The sequence below is a fragment of the Streptomyces sp. NPDC004542 genome (assembly GCF_040610035.1).
Taxonomy (GTDB): domain Bacteria; phylum Actinomycetota; class Actinomycetes; order Streptomycetales; family Streptomycetaceae; genus Streptomyces.
In genome coordinates, this window is record NZ_JBEXLP010000040.1 from 1 (window position 1) to 15,646 (window position 15,646).

11 protein-coding genes, 3 tRNA genes and 1 pseudogene are annotated in these 15,646 nt (G+C 71.2%); 10 read left to right on the top strand and 5 right to left on the bottom strand.

What is annotated here, in order from left to right:
• Nucleotides 1–105 precede the first annotated feature (105 nt).
• The gene (locus ABZX30_RS21860) at nucleotides 106–783 is read right to left on the bottom strand and encodes an ElyC/SanA/YdcF family protein (protein WP_355935755.1); all 678 of its coding nucleotides are present in this window, start codon (nucleotides 781–783) and stop codon (nucleotides 106–108) included.
• Between the two features lie 151 nt (nucleotides 784–934).
• Between ABZX30_RS21860 and ABZX30_RS21865 the strand changes: the two genes are divergently transcribed.
• The 5 genes and pseudogenes from ABZX30_RS21865 to ABZX30_RS21885 all read left to right on the top strand — a co-directional run bounded on the left by ABZX30_RS21865 (nucleotide 935) and on the right by ABZX30_RS21885 (nucleotide 7,951).
• Complete coding sequence (locus ABZX30_RS21865; protein ID WP_355935757.1) at nucleotides 935–1,750, top strand: sirohydrochlorin chelatase; 816 nt, start codon at nucleotides 935–937, stop codon at nucleotides 1,748–1,750.
• A 175-nt stretch (nucleotides 1,751–1,925) separates the two neighbouring features.
• On the top strand, nucleotides 1,926–3,233 hold the full coding sequence (locus ABZX30_RS21870; RefSeq protein WP_355935760.1) for a deoxyguanosinetriphosphate triphosphohydrolase: 1,308 nt from the start codon (nucleotides 1,926–1,928) through the stop codon (nucleotides 3,231–3,233).
• 104 nt (nucleotides 3,234–3,337) lie between these two features.
• Complete coding sequence (locus ABZX30_RS21875) at nucleotides 3,338–4,603, top strand: FAD-dependent oxidoreductase (protein ID WP_355935763.1); 1,266 nt, start codon at nucleotides 3,338–3,340, stop codon at nucleotides 4,601–4,603.
• 47 nt (nucleotides 4,604–4,650) lie between these two features.
• Nucleotides 4,651–6,555, top strand: coding sequence for a DNA primase (gene dnaG, locus ABZX30_RS21880; protein ID WP_355935766.1), 1,905 nt, complete (start codon nucleotides 4,651–4,653; stop codon nucleotides 6,553–6,555).
• Nucleotides 6,556–6,768: 213 nt separating this feature from the next.
• Nucleotides 6,769–7,951: pseudogene (locus ABZX30_RS21885) on the top strand (RNA polymerase sigma factor).
• 181 nt (nucleotides 7,952–8,132) lie between these two features.
• Here ABZX30_RS21885 and ABZX30_RS21890 read toward each other — a convergent pair.
• The 4 genes from ABZX30_RS21890 to ABZX30_RS21905 all read right to left on the bottom strand — a co-directional run bounded on the left by ABZX30_RS21890 (nucleotide 8,133) and on the right by ABZX30_RS21905 (nucleotide 13,831).
• Entirely contained in the window at nucleotides 8,133–10,061 is a 1,929-nt protein-coding gene (locus ABZX30_RS21890; protein WP_355935768.1) for an ABC transporter ATP-binding protein, read from the bottom strand.
• Nucleotides 10,061–11,794, bottom strand: coding sequence for an ABC transporter ATP-binding protein (locus tag ABZX30_RS21895; protein ID WP_355935771.1), 1,734 nt, complete (start codon nucleotides 11,792–11,794; stop codon nucleotides 10,061–10,063). The genes ABZX30_RS21890 and ABZX30_RS21895 overlap by 1 nt, the downstream gene beginning before the upstream one ends.
• Before the next feature lie 137 nt (nucleotides 11,795–11,931).
• The gene (locus ABZX30_RS21900) at nucleotides 11,932–13,386 is read right to left on the bottom strand and encodes an FGGY family carbohydrate kinase (protein ID WP_355935773.1); all 1,455 of its coding nucleotides are present in this window, start codon (nucleotides 13,384–13,386) and stop codon (nucleotides 11,932–11,934) included.
• A 124-nt stretch (nucleotides 13,387–13,510) separates the two neighbouring features.
• The gene (locus ABZX30_RS21905; protein ID WP_355935908.1) at nucleotides 13,511–13,831 is read right to left on the bottom strand and encodes a YtxH domain-containing protein; all 321 of its coding nucleotides are present in this window, start codon (nucleotides 13,829–13,831) and stop codon (nucleotides 13,511–13,513) included.
• A gap of 158 nt (nucleotides 13,832–13,989) precedes the next feature.
• Here ABZX30_RS21905 and ABZX30_RS21910 point away from each other — a divergent pair.
• The 5 genes from ABZX30_RS21910 to ABZX30_RS21930 all read left to right on the top strand — a co-directional run bounded on the left by ABZX30_RS21910 (nucleotide 13,990) and on the right by ABZX30_RS21930 (nucleotide 15,585).
• Nucleotides 13,990–14,062 (top strand) — tRNA-Asn (locus tag ABZX30_RS21910).
• 5 nt (nucleotides 14,063–14,067) lie between these two features.
• A tRNA-Asn gene (locus tag ABZX30_RS21915) sits at nucleotides 14,068–14,140 on the top strand.
• 189 nt (nucleotides 14,141–14,329) lie between these two features.
• Nucleotides 14,330–14,406, top strand: a tRNA-Ile gene (locus tag ABZX30_RS21920).
• Nucleotides 14,407–15,056: 650 nt separating this feature from the next.
• Complete coding sequence (locus tag ABZX30_RS21925) at nucleotides 15,057–15,311, top strand: class I SAM-dependent methyltransferase (protein ID WP_355935776.1); 255 nt, start codon at nucleotides 15,057–15,059, stop codon at nucleotides 15,309–15,311.
• 34 nt (nucleotides 15,312–15,345) lie between these two features.
• A complete protein-coding gene (locus ABZX30_RS21930; RefSeq protein ID WP_355935779.1) occupies nucleotides 15,346–15,585 on the top strand; it encodes a hypothetical protein in 240 nt (79 codons plus the stop codon).
• Nucleotides 15,586–15,646 lie beyond the last annotated feature (61 nt).

Here is a 15,646-nt window from a genome sequence, read left to right on the forward strand (position 1 = left end):
CCGTACGCGCCCGGCGAGCTGAAGGCCGTGGCCCGGCGGGACGGCAAGGCGGTCGGGCCGTCCACCACGACGGCCCGGCGGACGCGCCGCCGCCTCGACGCCGTGTCACCGCCCGCTCGCCAGCGCCCGCTCCACCCCCTGCTCCTTCGGCCCGAGGAACCGGGGATCCGGCTCGAACACCGCGTCCAGGGCCGCCTTGCCGGCGGCGAAGATCTCGCGGGTGCCGCCGTAGTACCAGGTGACGTCGTGCTTGGCGTCGACGCCGACGCCGTAGGAGTCGATGCCCGCCGCCTCGCAGAGGGCGACCGCGCGACGGATGTGGAAGCCCTGGCTGATCAGGACGGCCCGGTCGACGCCGAAGATCTTCTTCGCGCGGACGCAGGAGTCCCAGGTGTCGAAACCGGCGTAGTCGCTGACGACCCGGGAGCCGGGGACGCCGCGCCGGGTCAGGTAGGCACGCATGGCGTCCGGCTCGTCGTAGTCCTTCCGGCTGTTGTCACCGGTGACCAGCACCACCTTCACCCGCCCCGCGCGGTACAGCCTCACCGCCGCGTCCAGCCGGTGCGCGAGGTACGGCGACGGCTCCCCGCCCCACAGCCCCGCCCCGAACACGACGGCGACATCGGTGCGCGGCACGTCCGCCGTACCGCGCAGCCGGTCGGCCGTCGACACGTACAGCCAGGTCGCCGGGAGCAGCGCCAGCACGCACCCGGCCATCACGCCCTGCACCAGCCGCCGCCGTCCGGCACGCGTCCCCGGCAGGCGGGGTCGACGGATCTCCACGCGGGTCCCCCTTCTCCGTTCCGACGAGGAGGACGCGCCGCACGGTGATCCGGTTCGCCTCACACCGCCGGGGCGCACGCCGTGAACCCACGGAAAACACCCGTGACGGCCAGGCAACGGGGGCGCAACCTCCTGCCGGCAGGATCGTCCCATGACGGACCTCGACACCACGGCGGACACCAGCGGCCGGCGCGGCATCGTCGCCCTGGACGGCAGGCGCCGCCCCGGCCCGCCCGCCCTCGTCCTGGTCGGACACGGCAGCCGCGACCCGCGCGCGCTGCGGACCGTCCTCGCCCTCATGGAGCGGGTACGGGAACTGCGCCCCGGCCTGTCGGTGCGCCTCGGCCACATCGAGCTGAACGAGCCGCTGCTCCCCGACACCCTCGCCGGCCTCGGCGACGCGCCGGCCGTGCTGGTACCGCTGCTGCTCAGCCGCGGCTACCACGTCAAGCGGGACATCCCCGAGATGGCCGCCGGCGCCACCGCACACACGCGCGTGGCCGCACCGCTCGGCCCCCACCCGCTCCTCGTGGAGACCCTGTACGACCGCCTGCTGGAGGCCGGCTGGCCCACCGCCCCCGACGACGCCGTCCGCCGCGCGAGCGGTGTCGTACTCGCCGCCGCCGGTTCCCGCGACCCCGACTCCGCGGCCGACACCCGCCGCACGGCCCGGCTCCTCGCCGACCGCCTCGGCGTACCCGTGGTCCCCGCCTACGCCACCGCCGCGACCCCCACCGTCCGGACGGCGGTACGCGCCCTCACCGCCCGGGGCCGCCACCGGGTCGCGGTCGCCTCCTGCTTCACCGCTCCCGGCCGTTTCGCCACCCAGTGCGCCGAGGCGGCCCCCTGGATGTCCTCGGCCCCCCTGGGCGCCCACCAGGCCATGGCCCGCCTGATCCTGCACCGCTACGACCAGGCCGTGTCGACCCCGGCGACGCTGAGGAACCGGACGCCGGCGTCGGCTTGAAAAGGAAGCCAGGGCAGTCCCCGCACCGGGGGCGCGGGGCTGTGTCCCCATGCGGCTCCGCCGCGTGGGCGCGATCGACCACGACGCGCCCGCACCCGCCGGACGAAGAAGACTCGACGGACGAGCAGGCACCCGTAACCCCCCGATTGTCACCGCCGCCCCGTACTGTCGAATCATGGAAGGCACCGCAGGCAACGGCACCGCAGGCGACGGCACCGCGCTCACCGTCAGCTACGACCCGGCGTCAGTCGAACGATGGGCCCCCGAGCCCGACAAGCGCCCCGGCCGCACCGCCTTCCAGCGAGACCGCGCCCGCATCCTGCACAGCGCGGCGCTGAGGCGGCTGGCCGGCAAGACCCAGGTCGTCACGCCGGGCGAGCCCAACCACCCGGCCTGGGACGCCAGCCCCCGCACCCGCCTCACCCACTCCCTGGAGTGCGCCCAGGTCGGCCGGGAACTCGGCGCGGCCCTCGGCTGCGACCCCGACCTGGTCGAGGCGGCCTGTCTCTCGCACGACCTGGGCCACCCTCCCTTCGGCCACAACGGCGAGCAGGCGCTGAACGAGTTCGCGGACGACTGCGGCGGTTTCGAGGGCAACGCCCAGTCGCTCAGACTCCTCACCCGCATCGAGCCCAAGCGCTTCACCCCCGAGGGCTCCGTCGGCCTCAACCTCACCCGCGCCGCCCTCGACGCCGCCACCAAATACCCCTGGCCGCGCGGCGCCCACCCCACCGACCCGGCTTCGGGGAAGTTCGGGGTGTACGAGGACGACCGGCCGGTCTTCGACTGGGTCCGCAAGGAGGCCCCCGGCACCCGCACCTGCTTCGAGGCCCAGGTCATGGACTGGTCGGACGACGTGGCGTACTCGGTGCACGACGTCGAGGACGGCCTGCACGCCGGGCACATCGACCCCGGCTGCCTGCGCGCCGAACCCGAACGGCAGGCGGTCTTCGCGGTCGCCGACGGGCGGTACGTCCCGGCCGGCACCGACCCCGCCGAACTCGCCGAGGCCCTCGACCGCCTGCTGGCCCAGGAGTGGTGGCCGCACGGCTACGACGGCAGCGCGGTCGCCCAGGCCCGTCTGAAGGACGCCACCAGCCAGCTCATCGGCCGCTTCTGCCTGGCCGCCGAGGGCGCCACCCGGGAGGCGTACGGCAGCGGCCGCCTCACCCGGTACGGCGCCGAACTCGTCGTGCCGCGCTCCGCACGCCTGGAGTGCGCGGTCCTCAAGGCGGTCGCCGACCAGTACGTGATGCGGCGCGCCGAGCAGGAGCGGCTCCGCGCCGACCAGCGGGTCGTCGTCGCCGAACTCGCCGAGGCGCTCACCGCCCGCGCCCCCGACGGCCTGGACCCGCAGTTCCGCTCGCTGTTCGACGCGGCGGACGACGACCACGCCCGCAAGCGGGTGATCGTCGACCAGATCGCTTCCCTGACCGACGCGTCGGCCCGTTCGTCGCACGCGAGACTGACGGGGCGCCGGTGAGAAGAATGTGACCCTCCGTGGCCTGATCGGGTCACTCCCCCTTCCCGCGGCACACGTGGTGCGGGAGGCTCCCCTGTGGCGGCATCTTTACGAGGAGGCATCAAGTGGTCGACGCGGACCAGACGTTCGTCATCGTCGGAGGAGGACTGGCCGGCGCCAAGGCGGCCGAGACGCTCCGGGCGGAGGGCTTCACCGGCCGGGTGATACTGATCTGCGACGAACGCGACCACCCCTACGAACGCCCGCCGCTGTCCAAGGGCTACCTGCTGGGCAAGGAGGAACGCGACAGCGTCTTCGTGCACGAACTCGCCTGGTACGCCCAGAACGACATCGAACTGCACCTCGGCCAGACCGTCGACGCGATCGACCGTACGGCGAAGACGGTCCGGTTCGGTGACGACGGCACCCTCGTGCACTACGACAAGCTGCTCCTCGCCACCGGCGCGGAGCCCCGCCGCCTCGACGTCCCCGGCACCGACCTCGCCGGCGTCCACCACCTGCGTCGCCTCGCCCACGCCGAGCGGCTCAAGGGCGTGCTGTCCTCGCTCGGCCGGGACAACGGACACCTCGTGATCGCGGGCGCGGGCTGGATCGGCCTGGAGGTGGCGGCGGCGGCCCGGGAGTACGGCGCGGAGGTCACCGTCATCGAACCCGAGCAGACCCCGCTGCACGGCGTCCTCGGCCCCGAGCTCGGCACCCTCTTCACCGAACTGCACCGCCGGCACGGCGTGCGCTTCCACTTCGGGGCCCGGCTCACCGAGATCGTCGGACAGGACGGCATGGTGCTGGCCGCCCGCACCGACGACGGCGAGGAGCACCCGGCGCACGACGTGCTGGCGGCCATCGGCGCCGCACCGCGCGTCGGACTGGCGGAGGCGGCGGGGCTGGAGATCGCCGCCCGCGCCCACGGCGGCGGCATCGCGGTGGACGAGCGGCTGCGCACCTCCGACCCCGACATCTTCGCGGCCGGCGACGTCGCCGCCTTCCCGCACGCCCTGTTCGGCACCCGGCTGCGGGTCGAGCACTGGGCCAACGCCCTGGGCGGCGGTCCGGCGGCGGCCCGCGCGATGCTCGGCAGGGACGTCACCTACGACCGCGTCCCCTACTTCTTCTCCGACCAGTACGACCTCGGGATGGAGTACAGCGGCTGGGCGCCGCCGGGCTCGTACGACCAGGTGGTGATCCGGGGCGACGCGGGCAAGCGGGAGTTCATCGCCTTCTGGGTCAAGGAGGGGCGCGTCCTGGCCGGGATGAACGTGAACGTGTGGGATGTCACAGAGCCGGTCCAGAACCTGATCCGCTCCGCGGCACCCGTCGACACCGAGGCGCTGGCCGACCCCCACGTCCCTCTCGACAGCCTCGTCCCCTGATCTCTCTCGGAGCCGGCGCTGTCACACCGCCCCCGTACAATTCACGCGTGGCAGGACGGATCAACGACGAGGACGTGAAGGCGGTACGGGACGCGGTCCCGATCGACTCCGTCGTGTCCGAGTACCTCCAGCTGCGCAACGCGGGCGGCGGCAACCTCAAGGGCCTGTGCCCGTTCCACGACGAGAAGTCGCCGTCCTTCCAGGTCAGCCCCAGCAAGGGACTCTTCCACTGCTTCGGCTGCCAGGAAGGCGGCGACACCATCACGTTCGTGATGAAGGTCGACCACCTCTCCTTCTCGGAGGCGGTCGAGCGCCTCGCCGCACAGGCCGGCATCACCCTGCGCTACGAGGAGGGCGGGTACAACCCGGCCCACCAGCGCGGCGAGCGGATCCGCCTGGTCGAGGCCCACAAGATCGCCGCGCAGTGGTACGCGGAGCAGCTCGCCACCAGCCCCGAGGCCGAGACCGGCCGCCTCTTCCTCGCCGAACGCGGCTTCGACCAGGCCGCCGCCGTCCACTTCGGCGTGGGCTACAGCCCCCAGGGCTGGGACCACCTCACCCGCTACCTGCGCGGCAAGGGCTTCACGGACAAGGAACTGCTGCTCTCCGGCCTCTCCCAGGAGGGCCGCCGCGGTCCCATCGACCGCTTCCGGGGCCGCCTGATGTGGCCCATCCGGGACATCGGCGGCGAGGTGGTCGGCTTCGGCGCGCGCAAGCTGTACGAGACGGACAACGGCCCCAAGTACCTCAACACGCCCGAGACGGCGATCTACAAGAAGTCACAGGTGCTGTACGGCATCGACCTGGCGAAGAAGGAGATCGCCAAGACCTCCCGCGCGGTGGTGGTCGAGGGCTACACCGACGTCATGGCCTGCCACCTCGCCGGGGTGACCACGGCGATCGCGACCTGCGGCACCGCTTTCGGCGGCGAGCACATCAAGATCCTGCGCCGTCTGCTGATGGACAACGGCAGCGCCCGGGTGATCTTCACCTTCGACGGCGACGCGGCCGGTCAGAAGGCGGCGCTGCGCGCCTTCGAGGACGACCAGAAGTTCGCCGCGGAGACGTACATCGCGATCGCTCCCGACGGCATGGACCCCTGCGACCTGCGGCTGGCCAAGGGCGACGAGGCGGTGGCCGACCTGGTCGAACCGCGCACCCCGCTCTTCGAGTTCGCCCTCCGCCAGATCGTCGTCCGCTACGACCTGAACACCCCCGCGGGCCGTGCCGCCGCGCTGGACGAGGCCGCCCCCATCGTGGCCCGCATCAAGAACAGCGGCGCCCAGCACGAGGTCGCCGTCGAGCTGGCCGGGATGCTCGGCATCCTCGACACCCAGTTCGTGGTCAAGCGGGTGGCACAGCTGGCCCGGTGGGCCCGCGACCGCGGCGGCAGGGGGCCGGCGCCTGCGCGGACGCCCCAGCAGCCGTACGCGGCGGCCGCCCCGCGCCCCACGGCCTCCGGTCCCGCGCTGAACCTCCGCAACCCGGTGTACGCCACGGAACGCGAGCTGCTGAAACTCGCCCTCCAGCGCCCGGAGCTGGTCTCCCCGGCCTTCGACGCCTACGGGATCGACGAGTTCACCGCCCCGCCCTACGCGGCCGTACGCCAGGCCATCATGGAGGCGGGCGGCGCCGAGTCCGGCACGCGGGACCCCCAGGAGTACCTGGTCCGCGTCCGTGAGGCGGCCCCCGACGACACGGTCCGCGCGATGGTGACCGAGCTGGCCGTGGAAGCGATCATGCGCCGCACGGTCGACGAGCCCTACGCGGGTGAACAGCTCGTCTGGGTCCGCCGCCGGGCCGTCGACCGCCGCATCCAGGACATCCAGAGCAGCCTCGCCCGCCTCGGCACCGGCGGCGACCCCGCCCACCTGGCGGCCGTGCAGAACGAGCTGTGGGTCCTCCAGCAGTACGGCCAGGCGCTGCGGGAGAAGGGCGCGGCGGCGCTCTGAGGGACGGCTCCGGGCTACTGCCGGCGTTCTCCCGATGTGCCCCTCCCGCCGCACCACGCCCGCCGTTCACCCGGGAAACGACCTGGATAACCATCCCGTCACGACCCGGCTGCAAAAAGTCACCGCACGCCCCTCGTGGCGGTGATGTGTCTTACCCCACACTGGGGTGCGGTGCCTGAGTCCTCCGAGCGCGGCTGATCCGTCCCCCCGCGGATCGCACCCCCACCGCGGTTCCACTCAGCAGTGATCACCCTGGAGGTCGCCCCCCGTGCAGACCCGGACCCTCACACAGACCGACACGGTCGTTCCGCCGCAGAGCCGTGCCGCGCACCACCCGGAGACGGAGCCGGAGGACACGGCCGAGCCGGCCGAGCCGGCCGAGCCTGCGGAGCCGCCCGTCGAGGCGCTGACCGACGAGCACGAGCCCACTGAGGCGCCGGAGCCCGTCGAAGCCCCGGCCGCGGCCGCCCGCGCGGACACCAGCGGCCCCTCCTCGGACCTGTTCCGCCAGTACCTGCGCGAGATCGGCCGCATCCCGCTGCTCACCGCGGCCGAGGAGGTCGAGCTGGCCCGCCGGGTGGAGGCCGGACTGTTCGCCGAGGAGAAGCTGAGCGGCAGCCCCGGCCTGGACGAACGGCTCGCCCTCGACCTGGACCGGCTGGTCGTGATGGGCCGGATGGCCAAGCGTCGGCTCATCGAGGCCAACCTGCGGCTCGTCGTGTCCGTCGCCAAGCGGTACGTCGGCCGCGGGCTGACCATGCTGGACCTGGTCCAGGAGGGCAACCTCGGGCTGATCCGGGCCGTGGAGAAGTTCGACTACGCCCGAGGCTACAAGTTCTCCACGTATGCCACCTGGTGGATCCGCCAGGCCATGTCCCGCGCCCTCGCCGACCAGGCCCGCACCATCCGGGTCCCCGTGCACGTGGTCGAGCTCATCAACCGGGTCGTGCGGGTGCAGCGGCGGATGCTCCAGGAGCGCGGGTACGAGCCGACCCCCGAAGAGGTCGCCGCCCACCTCGACCTGCCGCCCGAGCGGGTCGGCGAGGTGCTCCGCCTCGCCCAGGAGCCGGTGTCGCTGCACGCGCCGGTGGGGGAGGAGGACGATGTCGCGCTCGGTGACCTGATCGAGGACGGCGACGCCGCCTCACCCGTGGAGTCGGCGGCGTTCCTGCTGCTCAGGGAGCACTTGGAGGCCGTCCTGTCCACCCTCGGCGAGCGCGAGCGGAAGGTCGTACAGCTGCGCTACGGCCTCGCCGACGGCCGTCCCCGCACCCTGGAGGAGATCGGGCGCATCTTCGGCGTGACCCGGGAACGCATCCGGCAGATCGAGTCCAAGACCCTGAACAAGCTGCGGGACCACGCGTTCGCCGACCAGTTGCGGGGCTACCTGGACTAGAAGCGTCCTGAAGATCTTGAAATCGCGCCCGGCTTGCACCGGTTCACGGCGATTGGCATTGACCGGCAATCCTGGGCGAGCCGGGCGGCCGGAGCAAGATCTTCAGCGGGCCTCTGGGGCCTCTCGTTCGGATCATGGCTCATGATCCGAACGAAAGACCCTGAGGCGGGGCCGCCCGTGGTCAGTCCACCTCGGCCACGGCCTGCGCGAACTGCGCCTTGTACAGCCGTGCGTAGGCACCGTCCGCGGCGAGCAGCTCCGTGTGCGCGCCCTGTTCGACGATCGCGCCGTTCTCCATGACGAGGATCGTGTCCGCGTCCCGGATCGTCGACAGCCGGTGCGCGATCACGAACGACGTCCTGCCGTGCGCCAGCTTGGCCATGGCCTTCTGGATCAGCACCTCGGTGCGGGTGTCGACGGAGCTCGTCGCCTCGTCGAGCACCAGGATCACCGGGTCGGACAGGAACGCCCGCGCGATGGTGATGAGCTGCTTCTCACCGGCGCTGACCCCCGTGCCCTCGTCGTCGATCACGGTGTCGTAGCCGTCGGGGAGGGTGCGGACGAACCGGTCCGCGTGGGCCGCGCGCGCCGCCTCCTCGATCTCGCCGCGGGTGACCTCGCGCGAGGCGCCGTACGCGATGTTCTCCGCGATGGTGCCGCCGAACAGCCAGGTGTCCTGGAGCACCATGCCGATCTGGGCGCGCAGTTCGTCCCGGGACATCCTGCGGATGTCCACACCGTCGAGGGTGATGCGCCCGCCGGTGACGTCGTAGAACCGCATGAGCAGATTGACCAGGGTGGTCTTGCCCGCTCCCGTGGGGCCGACGATCGCGACGGTCTGCCCGGGTTCCACCTTCAGGGACAGATCCTCGATCAGCGGCTTCTCGGGCTCGTACCGGAACGACACGTGCTCGAGCGCCACCCGTCCGTGCGGCTCCGCGGGCTTCTCGGCCGCCACCGGATCCGGCTCCTGCTCCTCCGCGTCCAGGAGTTCGAAGATCCGCTCGGCCGAGGCGACGCCCGACTGCACCAGGTTGGCCATCGAGGCGACCTGGGTCAGCGGCATCGAGAACTGCCGGGAGTACTGGATGAAGGCCTGCACGTCACCGATGGACAGCGCGCCGGACGCCACCCGCAGACCGCCGACCACGGCGACGAGCACGTAGTTCAGGTTCGACACGAACATCATCAGCGGCTGCATCACCCCGCTGTTGAACTGCGCCTTGAACGAGGCCTCGTACAGCGCGTCGTTCTGCTCGGCGAACTGCTGCGCCGACTCGTCCTGCCGCCCGAACACCTTCACCAGGGTGTGCCCGGTGTACATCTCCTCGATGTGCGCGTTCAGCTTGCCGGTCGAGCGCCACTGCTGCACGAAGTGCGGCTGCGACCGCTTGCCGACCCGGGTGGCGACGACGAACGACAGCGGCACGGTGACCAGGGCGACCAGGGCGAGCAGCCAGGACACCCAGAACATCATCGCGAGCACGCCGATGATGGTCAGCAGCGAGTTGATCAGCTGGCCCATCGACTGCTGGAGCGTCTGGCCGATGTTGTCGATGTCGTTGGTGGCGCGGGAGAGCACCTCGCCGCGCTGGCGCTTGTCGAAGTACGACAGCGGCAGCCGGGCCAGCTTCGTCTGCACGTCCTCGCGCATCCGGTACATCGTGCGGTTGACGGCCCGGTTGACCAGCCGGGTGGCCACCGCCATCAGCAGGCCGGCCACGAGGAACGTACCGAGCGCGAGCAGCAGGACGTTGCCGACGGCGTCGAAGTCGATGCCCTTGCCCGGGGTGAAGTCGGTGCTCTTGAGCATGTCCGCGACGGAGCCCTGACCCCGTTCGCGCATGGAGTCGAGCACCTGCTCCTTGGTGGCCCCGGCCGGCATCCGCCGCCCGATGATGCCCGCGAAGACCAGGTCGGTGGCCTTGCCGAGGATCTTCGGGCCGACCACGTTGAGGCCGACGCTGACCACCACGCACAGCAGCAGCCCGTAGATGGTGAGCCGTTCCGGGGCGAACCGGGCGACGAGCCGTTTGCCCGAGCCCTTGAAGTCCATCGAGCGCTGGTCGGGGCCGCCCCCGGCCATCATGCGTCCCATGGGCCCTGCCATCAGGCGGCCTCCGCTTCCGTCAGCTGGGAGAGCACGATCTCCCGGTAGGTCTCGTTGTCCGCCATGAGCTCGTGGTGCCGGCCCGTGCCGACCACCCGGCCCTCGTCGAGGACCACGATCCGGTCGGCGTCCCGGATGGTCGCCACGCGCTGGGCGACGATGACGACGGTCGCCTCGGCGGTCTCGGCGGCCAGAGCCTTGCGCAACGCCGCGTCGGTGGCGTAGTCGAGCGCGGAGAAGGAGTCGTCGAAGAGGTAGATCTCCGGGCGCTGCACGAGCGTACGGGCGATGGCGAGCCGCTGGCGCTGGCCGCCGGAGACGTTCGTGCCGCCCTGCGCGATGGGCGCGTTCAGCCCGCCCTCCAGCTTCGACACGAAGTCCTTCGCCTGCGCGACCTCCAGCGCGTGCCACAGTTCCTCGTCGGTGGCGTCCGGGTTGCCGTACCGCAGGTTGGTGGCCACGGTTCCGGCGAACAGGTACGGCTTCTGCGGGACCAGGCCCACCGTCCTGGCCAGCAGCCGGGGGTCGATCTCCTGGACGCTCACACCGTCGACGAGCACCTCGCCCTCGGTCGCGTCGAACAGCCGCGGGACCAGCCCGAGCAGCGTCGACTTGCCGCTGCCGGTGGAGCCGATCACGGCGGTGACCTCACCCGGCCGGGCCACCAGCTCGACCGCCTTGAGTACCGGCTCCTCGGCACCCGGGTAGCGGAAGCCCGCCGCTCGGATCTCCAGGTGGCCGTGCCGGCGCAGCTCCACGACGGGGGCCGTGGGCGGCACCACGCTGGAGTCGGTGTCGAGGACCTCCTGGATGCGCTCGGCACACACCTCCGCGCGGGGCACCATCATGAACATGAAGGTGGCCATCATCACGGACATGACGATCTGCATCAGGTAGGCGAGGAACGCGGTCAGGTCGCCGATCGCCATCCCGCCGCTGTTGATGCGGTGCGCGCCGAACCACACCACCGCGATCGAGGACAGGTTCACCACGGTCATCACGATCGGGAACATCAGTGCGAGCATGCGGCCGGTGGCCAGCTGCATGTCGGTGAGGTCGCCGTTCGCCTTCCGGAAGCGGCCCTCCTCGTACTCGTCGCGGACGAAGGCGCGGATGACCCGGTTGCCGGTGATCTGCTCGCGCAGCACCCGGTTCACCGTGTCCAGGCGCACCTGCATGGACCGGAACAGCGGGCGCAGCCGCCGCACGATCAGCGTGACGCTGATGCCCAGCACCGGCACGACCGCCACCAGCACCCCGGACAGCGGTACATCCAGTCCGAGCGCCAGCACGATACCGCCGACACACATGATGGGCGCCGACACCATCAGGGTGAACGTCATCAGGGCCAGCATCTGGACCTGCTGTACGTCATTGGTCGTACGCGTGATGAGGGAGGGTGCCCCGAAGTGGCCCACCTCACGCGCGGAGAACGACTGCACGCGGTCGAAGACGGCGGCCCGCACGTCCCGGCCGAGCGCCGCCGCGGTCCGGGCGCCGTAGTACACGGCCCCGATGTTGCACACGACCTGCGTCAGCGAGATGCCGATCATCAGGGCGCCGAAGGAGAGGATGTAACCGGTGTCCCCCTTCACGACACCCTTGTCGATGATGTCGGCGTTCAGGGTGGGCAGGTAGAGGGTGGCGCAGGTCTGCAGGAACTGCAGCAGCACCAGTACGGCTATGGGTTTCTTGTAAGGCCTGAGAAAGGCCCGAAGAAGTCGTATGAGCACGCTAGGTCTCTCGGAGTCGGCGAGGGGGCGTTCGGTCGCCCTTGGCCCCTATCGTCGAACACTCCACCCGCGTTACCTCAACCGATTAACCCAACGGCGGGCTCCAGCAGCCTTACGAGTGGGGGAAGTTGTCACCCTTATGGGCGAAATGCCCCGGGATGGGTCTGCTCCCGTACCGACACGAACTGCTGCCGCACGGCCTGCCCCACCGCCAAGTCCTCACCCGGATCCAGCACTTGCGCCGCCGCGCCCTGCCAGGCCGGCGGGGTCCGCGGGTCCAGGGCGCCCTGCGTCACGCCGAGCGCCCACGCGGCCTGCCGCGCGGCGCCGATCGCCGCGTAGTCGGCGGGCTGCGGTACGACGACCTGCGCGCCGAACAGCGAGGGCGCGGCGGACTGCACGGCGGGCAGTTCGGCGGCCGGCCCGAGCAGGAAGATCCGCCGTACGTCCACGCCCCGGCCGCGCAGCACGTCGAGCGCGTCCGCGAGCCCGCACAGCATGCCCTCGAACGCGGCCCGCGCCAGGTGCTGGGGCCGCATCGACTCGCGCCGCAGCCCGGCCAGGGTGCCGGCGGTGTGCGGGAGGCTGGGCGTCCGCTCGCCCTCCAGATAGGGCAGGAACACCAGACCGTGGGACCCCGGCGTCGACTTCATCGCCAGCTCGGACAGGCTCTCCAGGTCCGGCACGCCGAGCAGCTCGGTCGTTCCGCGCAGGGTCCGTACCGCGTTCAGGGTGGTCACGACCGGCAGGTGCATGCCGGTGGCGTCGGCGAGCGAGGTGATCATCCCGCTCTGGTCGACGAGCGCCTCCGGGTGGACGGCCATCACCGACCCCGAAGCCCCCAGGGACACCACGGCGTCGCCCAGCCCCAGCCCGAGACCGAAGGCGGCGGCCATCGTCTCACCCGTCCCGGCGGAAATCAGCAGCCCCTCCGGCGTCGTACCGGCCGCGGCGGACGGGCCGATCACCTCGGGCAGCATCGCCTGGTGGCCGAGGGCCAGCTCGACCAGGTCGGGCCGGTAGCCGCCGGTGGCCGCGGACCAGTACCCGGTGCCAGAGGCCCCGCCGCGATCGGTGGTCCGGCGCACCGGCCGCCCGAGCAGCTGCCACACCAGCCAGTCGTGGGCCTGGAGCAGCATGGCGGTCCGCCGCGCGTTCTCCGGCTCGCTCTTGGCGAGCCAGCGCAGCTTGGTGACGGGGTGCGCGGCCTGCGGAACGCTCCCCACCGCCTGCGCCCACGCCTCGCGCCCGCCCAGCGCGTCGATCAGATCGGCCGCCGCGACCTGCGCCCGCTTGTCCCCGCCCACCATCGCCGGGCGCACGGTGGCGCCCTGCGCGTCCAGGGGGATCAGCGCGTTCTGCTGGGCGGACACGCCGATGGCCTGCACGCCCTCGAGCAGCCCGCCGCCCGCGGCCTCCCCCAGGGACAGCAGCCAGGCCTGCGGGTCCACGTCGCTGGGCCGCCGCCCGCCTTCCGGCGTGTCGACCGGATGCGGCGCGTAGCCCTGGCGCAGCACGGCGCCCGTGTCCGTGTCGCAGACCACGATGCGAGTGAAATCGGGCGAGCTGTCCAACCCGGCGACTATCCCCATGCCTCAAATTCTGCCGTAGCGCCGCGCCTGCTTCGGCCGTGGGCGCCGTAGGGGTGACCGTGCCGCACCGGGTGCGGGCGCGCCGTGGCCCGTCTCGCCCACGCGGTGGCGCCGGCGAGCGCGGCTAGGTGGTGCTGGTGCCCCAGTCGTCCTCGGTCGTCGTGGTGCCGTGGCCGTTGTGACTGCGCAGGGAGCGGACTCGTTGGGCCACCGACTCGGGGACGCGGTCGCCGAGGTCGCCGACCTTGTCGCTCACCGAGTGCAGGGCCTTGCCGGCGAACTGGCGGCCCTGCTGGGCGGCTGTCTCGGCGGTGTTGCGGACGGCCGGGTTCTGCGCGATCTGCCGCGCGGACTTCTTCAGCGTCTCGTAGCGTTCGCGTCCGGCCCTCGTACCCAGGACGTAACCCAGGGCGAGTCCGGCGACGAACGTCAGCCGGTAGCGCATGACGACCACCCTTCCCATGCGTAGCTCTCTGGTGCGCCGACGGTGCCGAGGAGTACCGATTGGCGGAGCACCCCCCTGCTTGCGCTAATGTATGTGTCGCAGCGAGCGGGCGCCCCCTGGCGGATACCCAGGTAGGTACGTTCGATGCAACGAGGCATTCCTCCGTAGCTCAATTGGCAGAGCAGCCGGCTGTTAACCGGCAGGTTACTGGTTCGAGTCCAGTCGGGGGAGCTCGGTCCTCCGTAGCTCAATTGGCAGAGCAGCCGGCTGTTAACCGGCAGGTTACTGGTTCGAGTCCAGTCGGGGGAGCATGCTGAACGAGGGCCCCTCAGGGGTCCTTTTTCATGTCCGGTCTCATGCCCGGGGGAACCGCCGCGCCCGCGCCCGAGTCCTCAAGGTCATGAAGGGCCGCGGAAGCCGACCATCCGAGGCAGGAGATCGTATGAGCGGCTATGCTGCGGCAGACGGCGCGCACAGATGTACGCGACACGCCGCTATGGGGCGGTAGCTCAGCCGGTTAGAGCAGCGGACTCATAATCCGTCGGTCGTGGGTTCGAGTCCCACCCGCCCCACCACTCGCTACGCGAGGAGAAACCTTCTGACCAGGCACTTTCCTGGTCGGGGCGAGGGCGTGAGGGTCCTGGCGACCCTGTCGTGATCATGATTCCATGATCGTCTGGACGCATTCTGGACGCCGATTCCGGTTAAGTCAGATATGGAGATCATGTCGGCATGTGTGGCGTTGTCGGGTTCTCGGTGAGGCTACTGTGAGTCCACCGCCGCGCTCTTCGCCGCCACTTGTTGCGGCCCAGGCGACGGGCGGGGTGCCGGACGTAAATGGGCAGCGACTGGGAGTTGCTGGCCAACCAGCTTGGCAGGGGCCTCCTCCGGTTCATGCGATGGTGGCTGTATGACCGACGCGGTGAGGTTCGAGCGCAGCCTGTACCAGGGCACCGTCGGCTACTACGGACGGTTTGTGAACGATCACGTAATTTCGTGATCGTCGACACGGTTCCGGCTCCCCTACCCCGGCGCGGTGATCGACCGTCTCCTAGAGCAGGCAGCCCCGTCCGGGGGCGGACGTATGCTCGACCTCGCGTGCGGCACCGGCCAGTGCGCGTTCCCGCTCCGCGACCGTTCGCGGACGTGTGGGTCGTGGATGCCGAACCCGATATGACCCAGGTAGTCCGCGCCGAGGAGATCGCCGCCCACGCAGACCTCATACTTGACGGTCACCGCCGGCGCCGAGGATCTGCGCGCCGAGCCAGGCAGCTTCCAGCTGATCGTCATCGGCAATGCCTTCCACCGGCTCCGCCGCATGGTGGTCGCCGGGCTCGCCCATGCCTGGCTCAGGCCCGGCGGCTGCCTGGCGCTGTGCTGGTCGACGTCCCCGTGGGCAGGCCCCAACGACTGGCAGCACGCGCTCGACAGCCTGCTCCGCAGATGGCAGAACGCCCTCGTCGGGTCGCGTCCCGCCTGACTGGAATCAGGCACGGCAGGAGGATCCCGATCATGTGATGTTGTCCCGTGCCGGGTTCGAGTTCGCCGGACGCCACGATTTCTCTGTTGAGCACCACTGGACGATCCGTGAACTCACGGGGCACATCCGATCGACGTCGTTCCTGCCGCTCTCGGTTCTCGCGGAGCACGCCGCCGAGTTCTCCCCCGAGCTGGGCCCCAATACGGCCGATGGTCGGCTCACCGACCCGGTCAGCTTCGCCTACGAGTTGCCCCGAAGACCCGGGTCGGCGTGACAACTGAGAGGTCTTCGCCGGGTGGGAACAAGAGCGGGTGTGGGGACCGGTCCGAACACGG

Coding starts and splice junctions, on each gene's coding strand:
- ABZX30_RS21865 (WP_355935757.1), top strand. CDS start 935: ATGACGGACCTCGACACCACGGCGGACACCAGCGGCCGGCGCGGCATC.
- ABZX30_RS21900 (WP_355935773.1), bottom strand. CDS start 13,386: ATGGGGATAGTCGCCGGGTTGGACAGCTCGCCCGATTTCACTCGCATC.
- ABZX30_RS21870 (WP_355935760.1), top strand. CDS start 1,926: ATGGAAGGCACCGCAGGCAACGGCACCGCAGGCGACGGCACCGCGCTC.
- ABZX30_RS21905 (WP_355935908.1), bottom strand. CDS start 13,831: ATGCGCTACCGGCTGACGTTCGTCGCCGGACTCGCCCTGGGTTACGTC.
- ABZX30_RS21890 (WP_355935768.1), bottom strand. CDS start 10,061: ATGGCAGGGCCCATGGGACGCATGATGGCCGGGGGCGGCCCCGACCAG.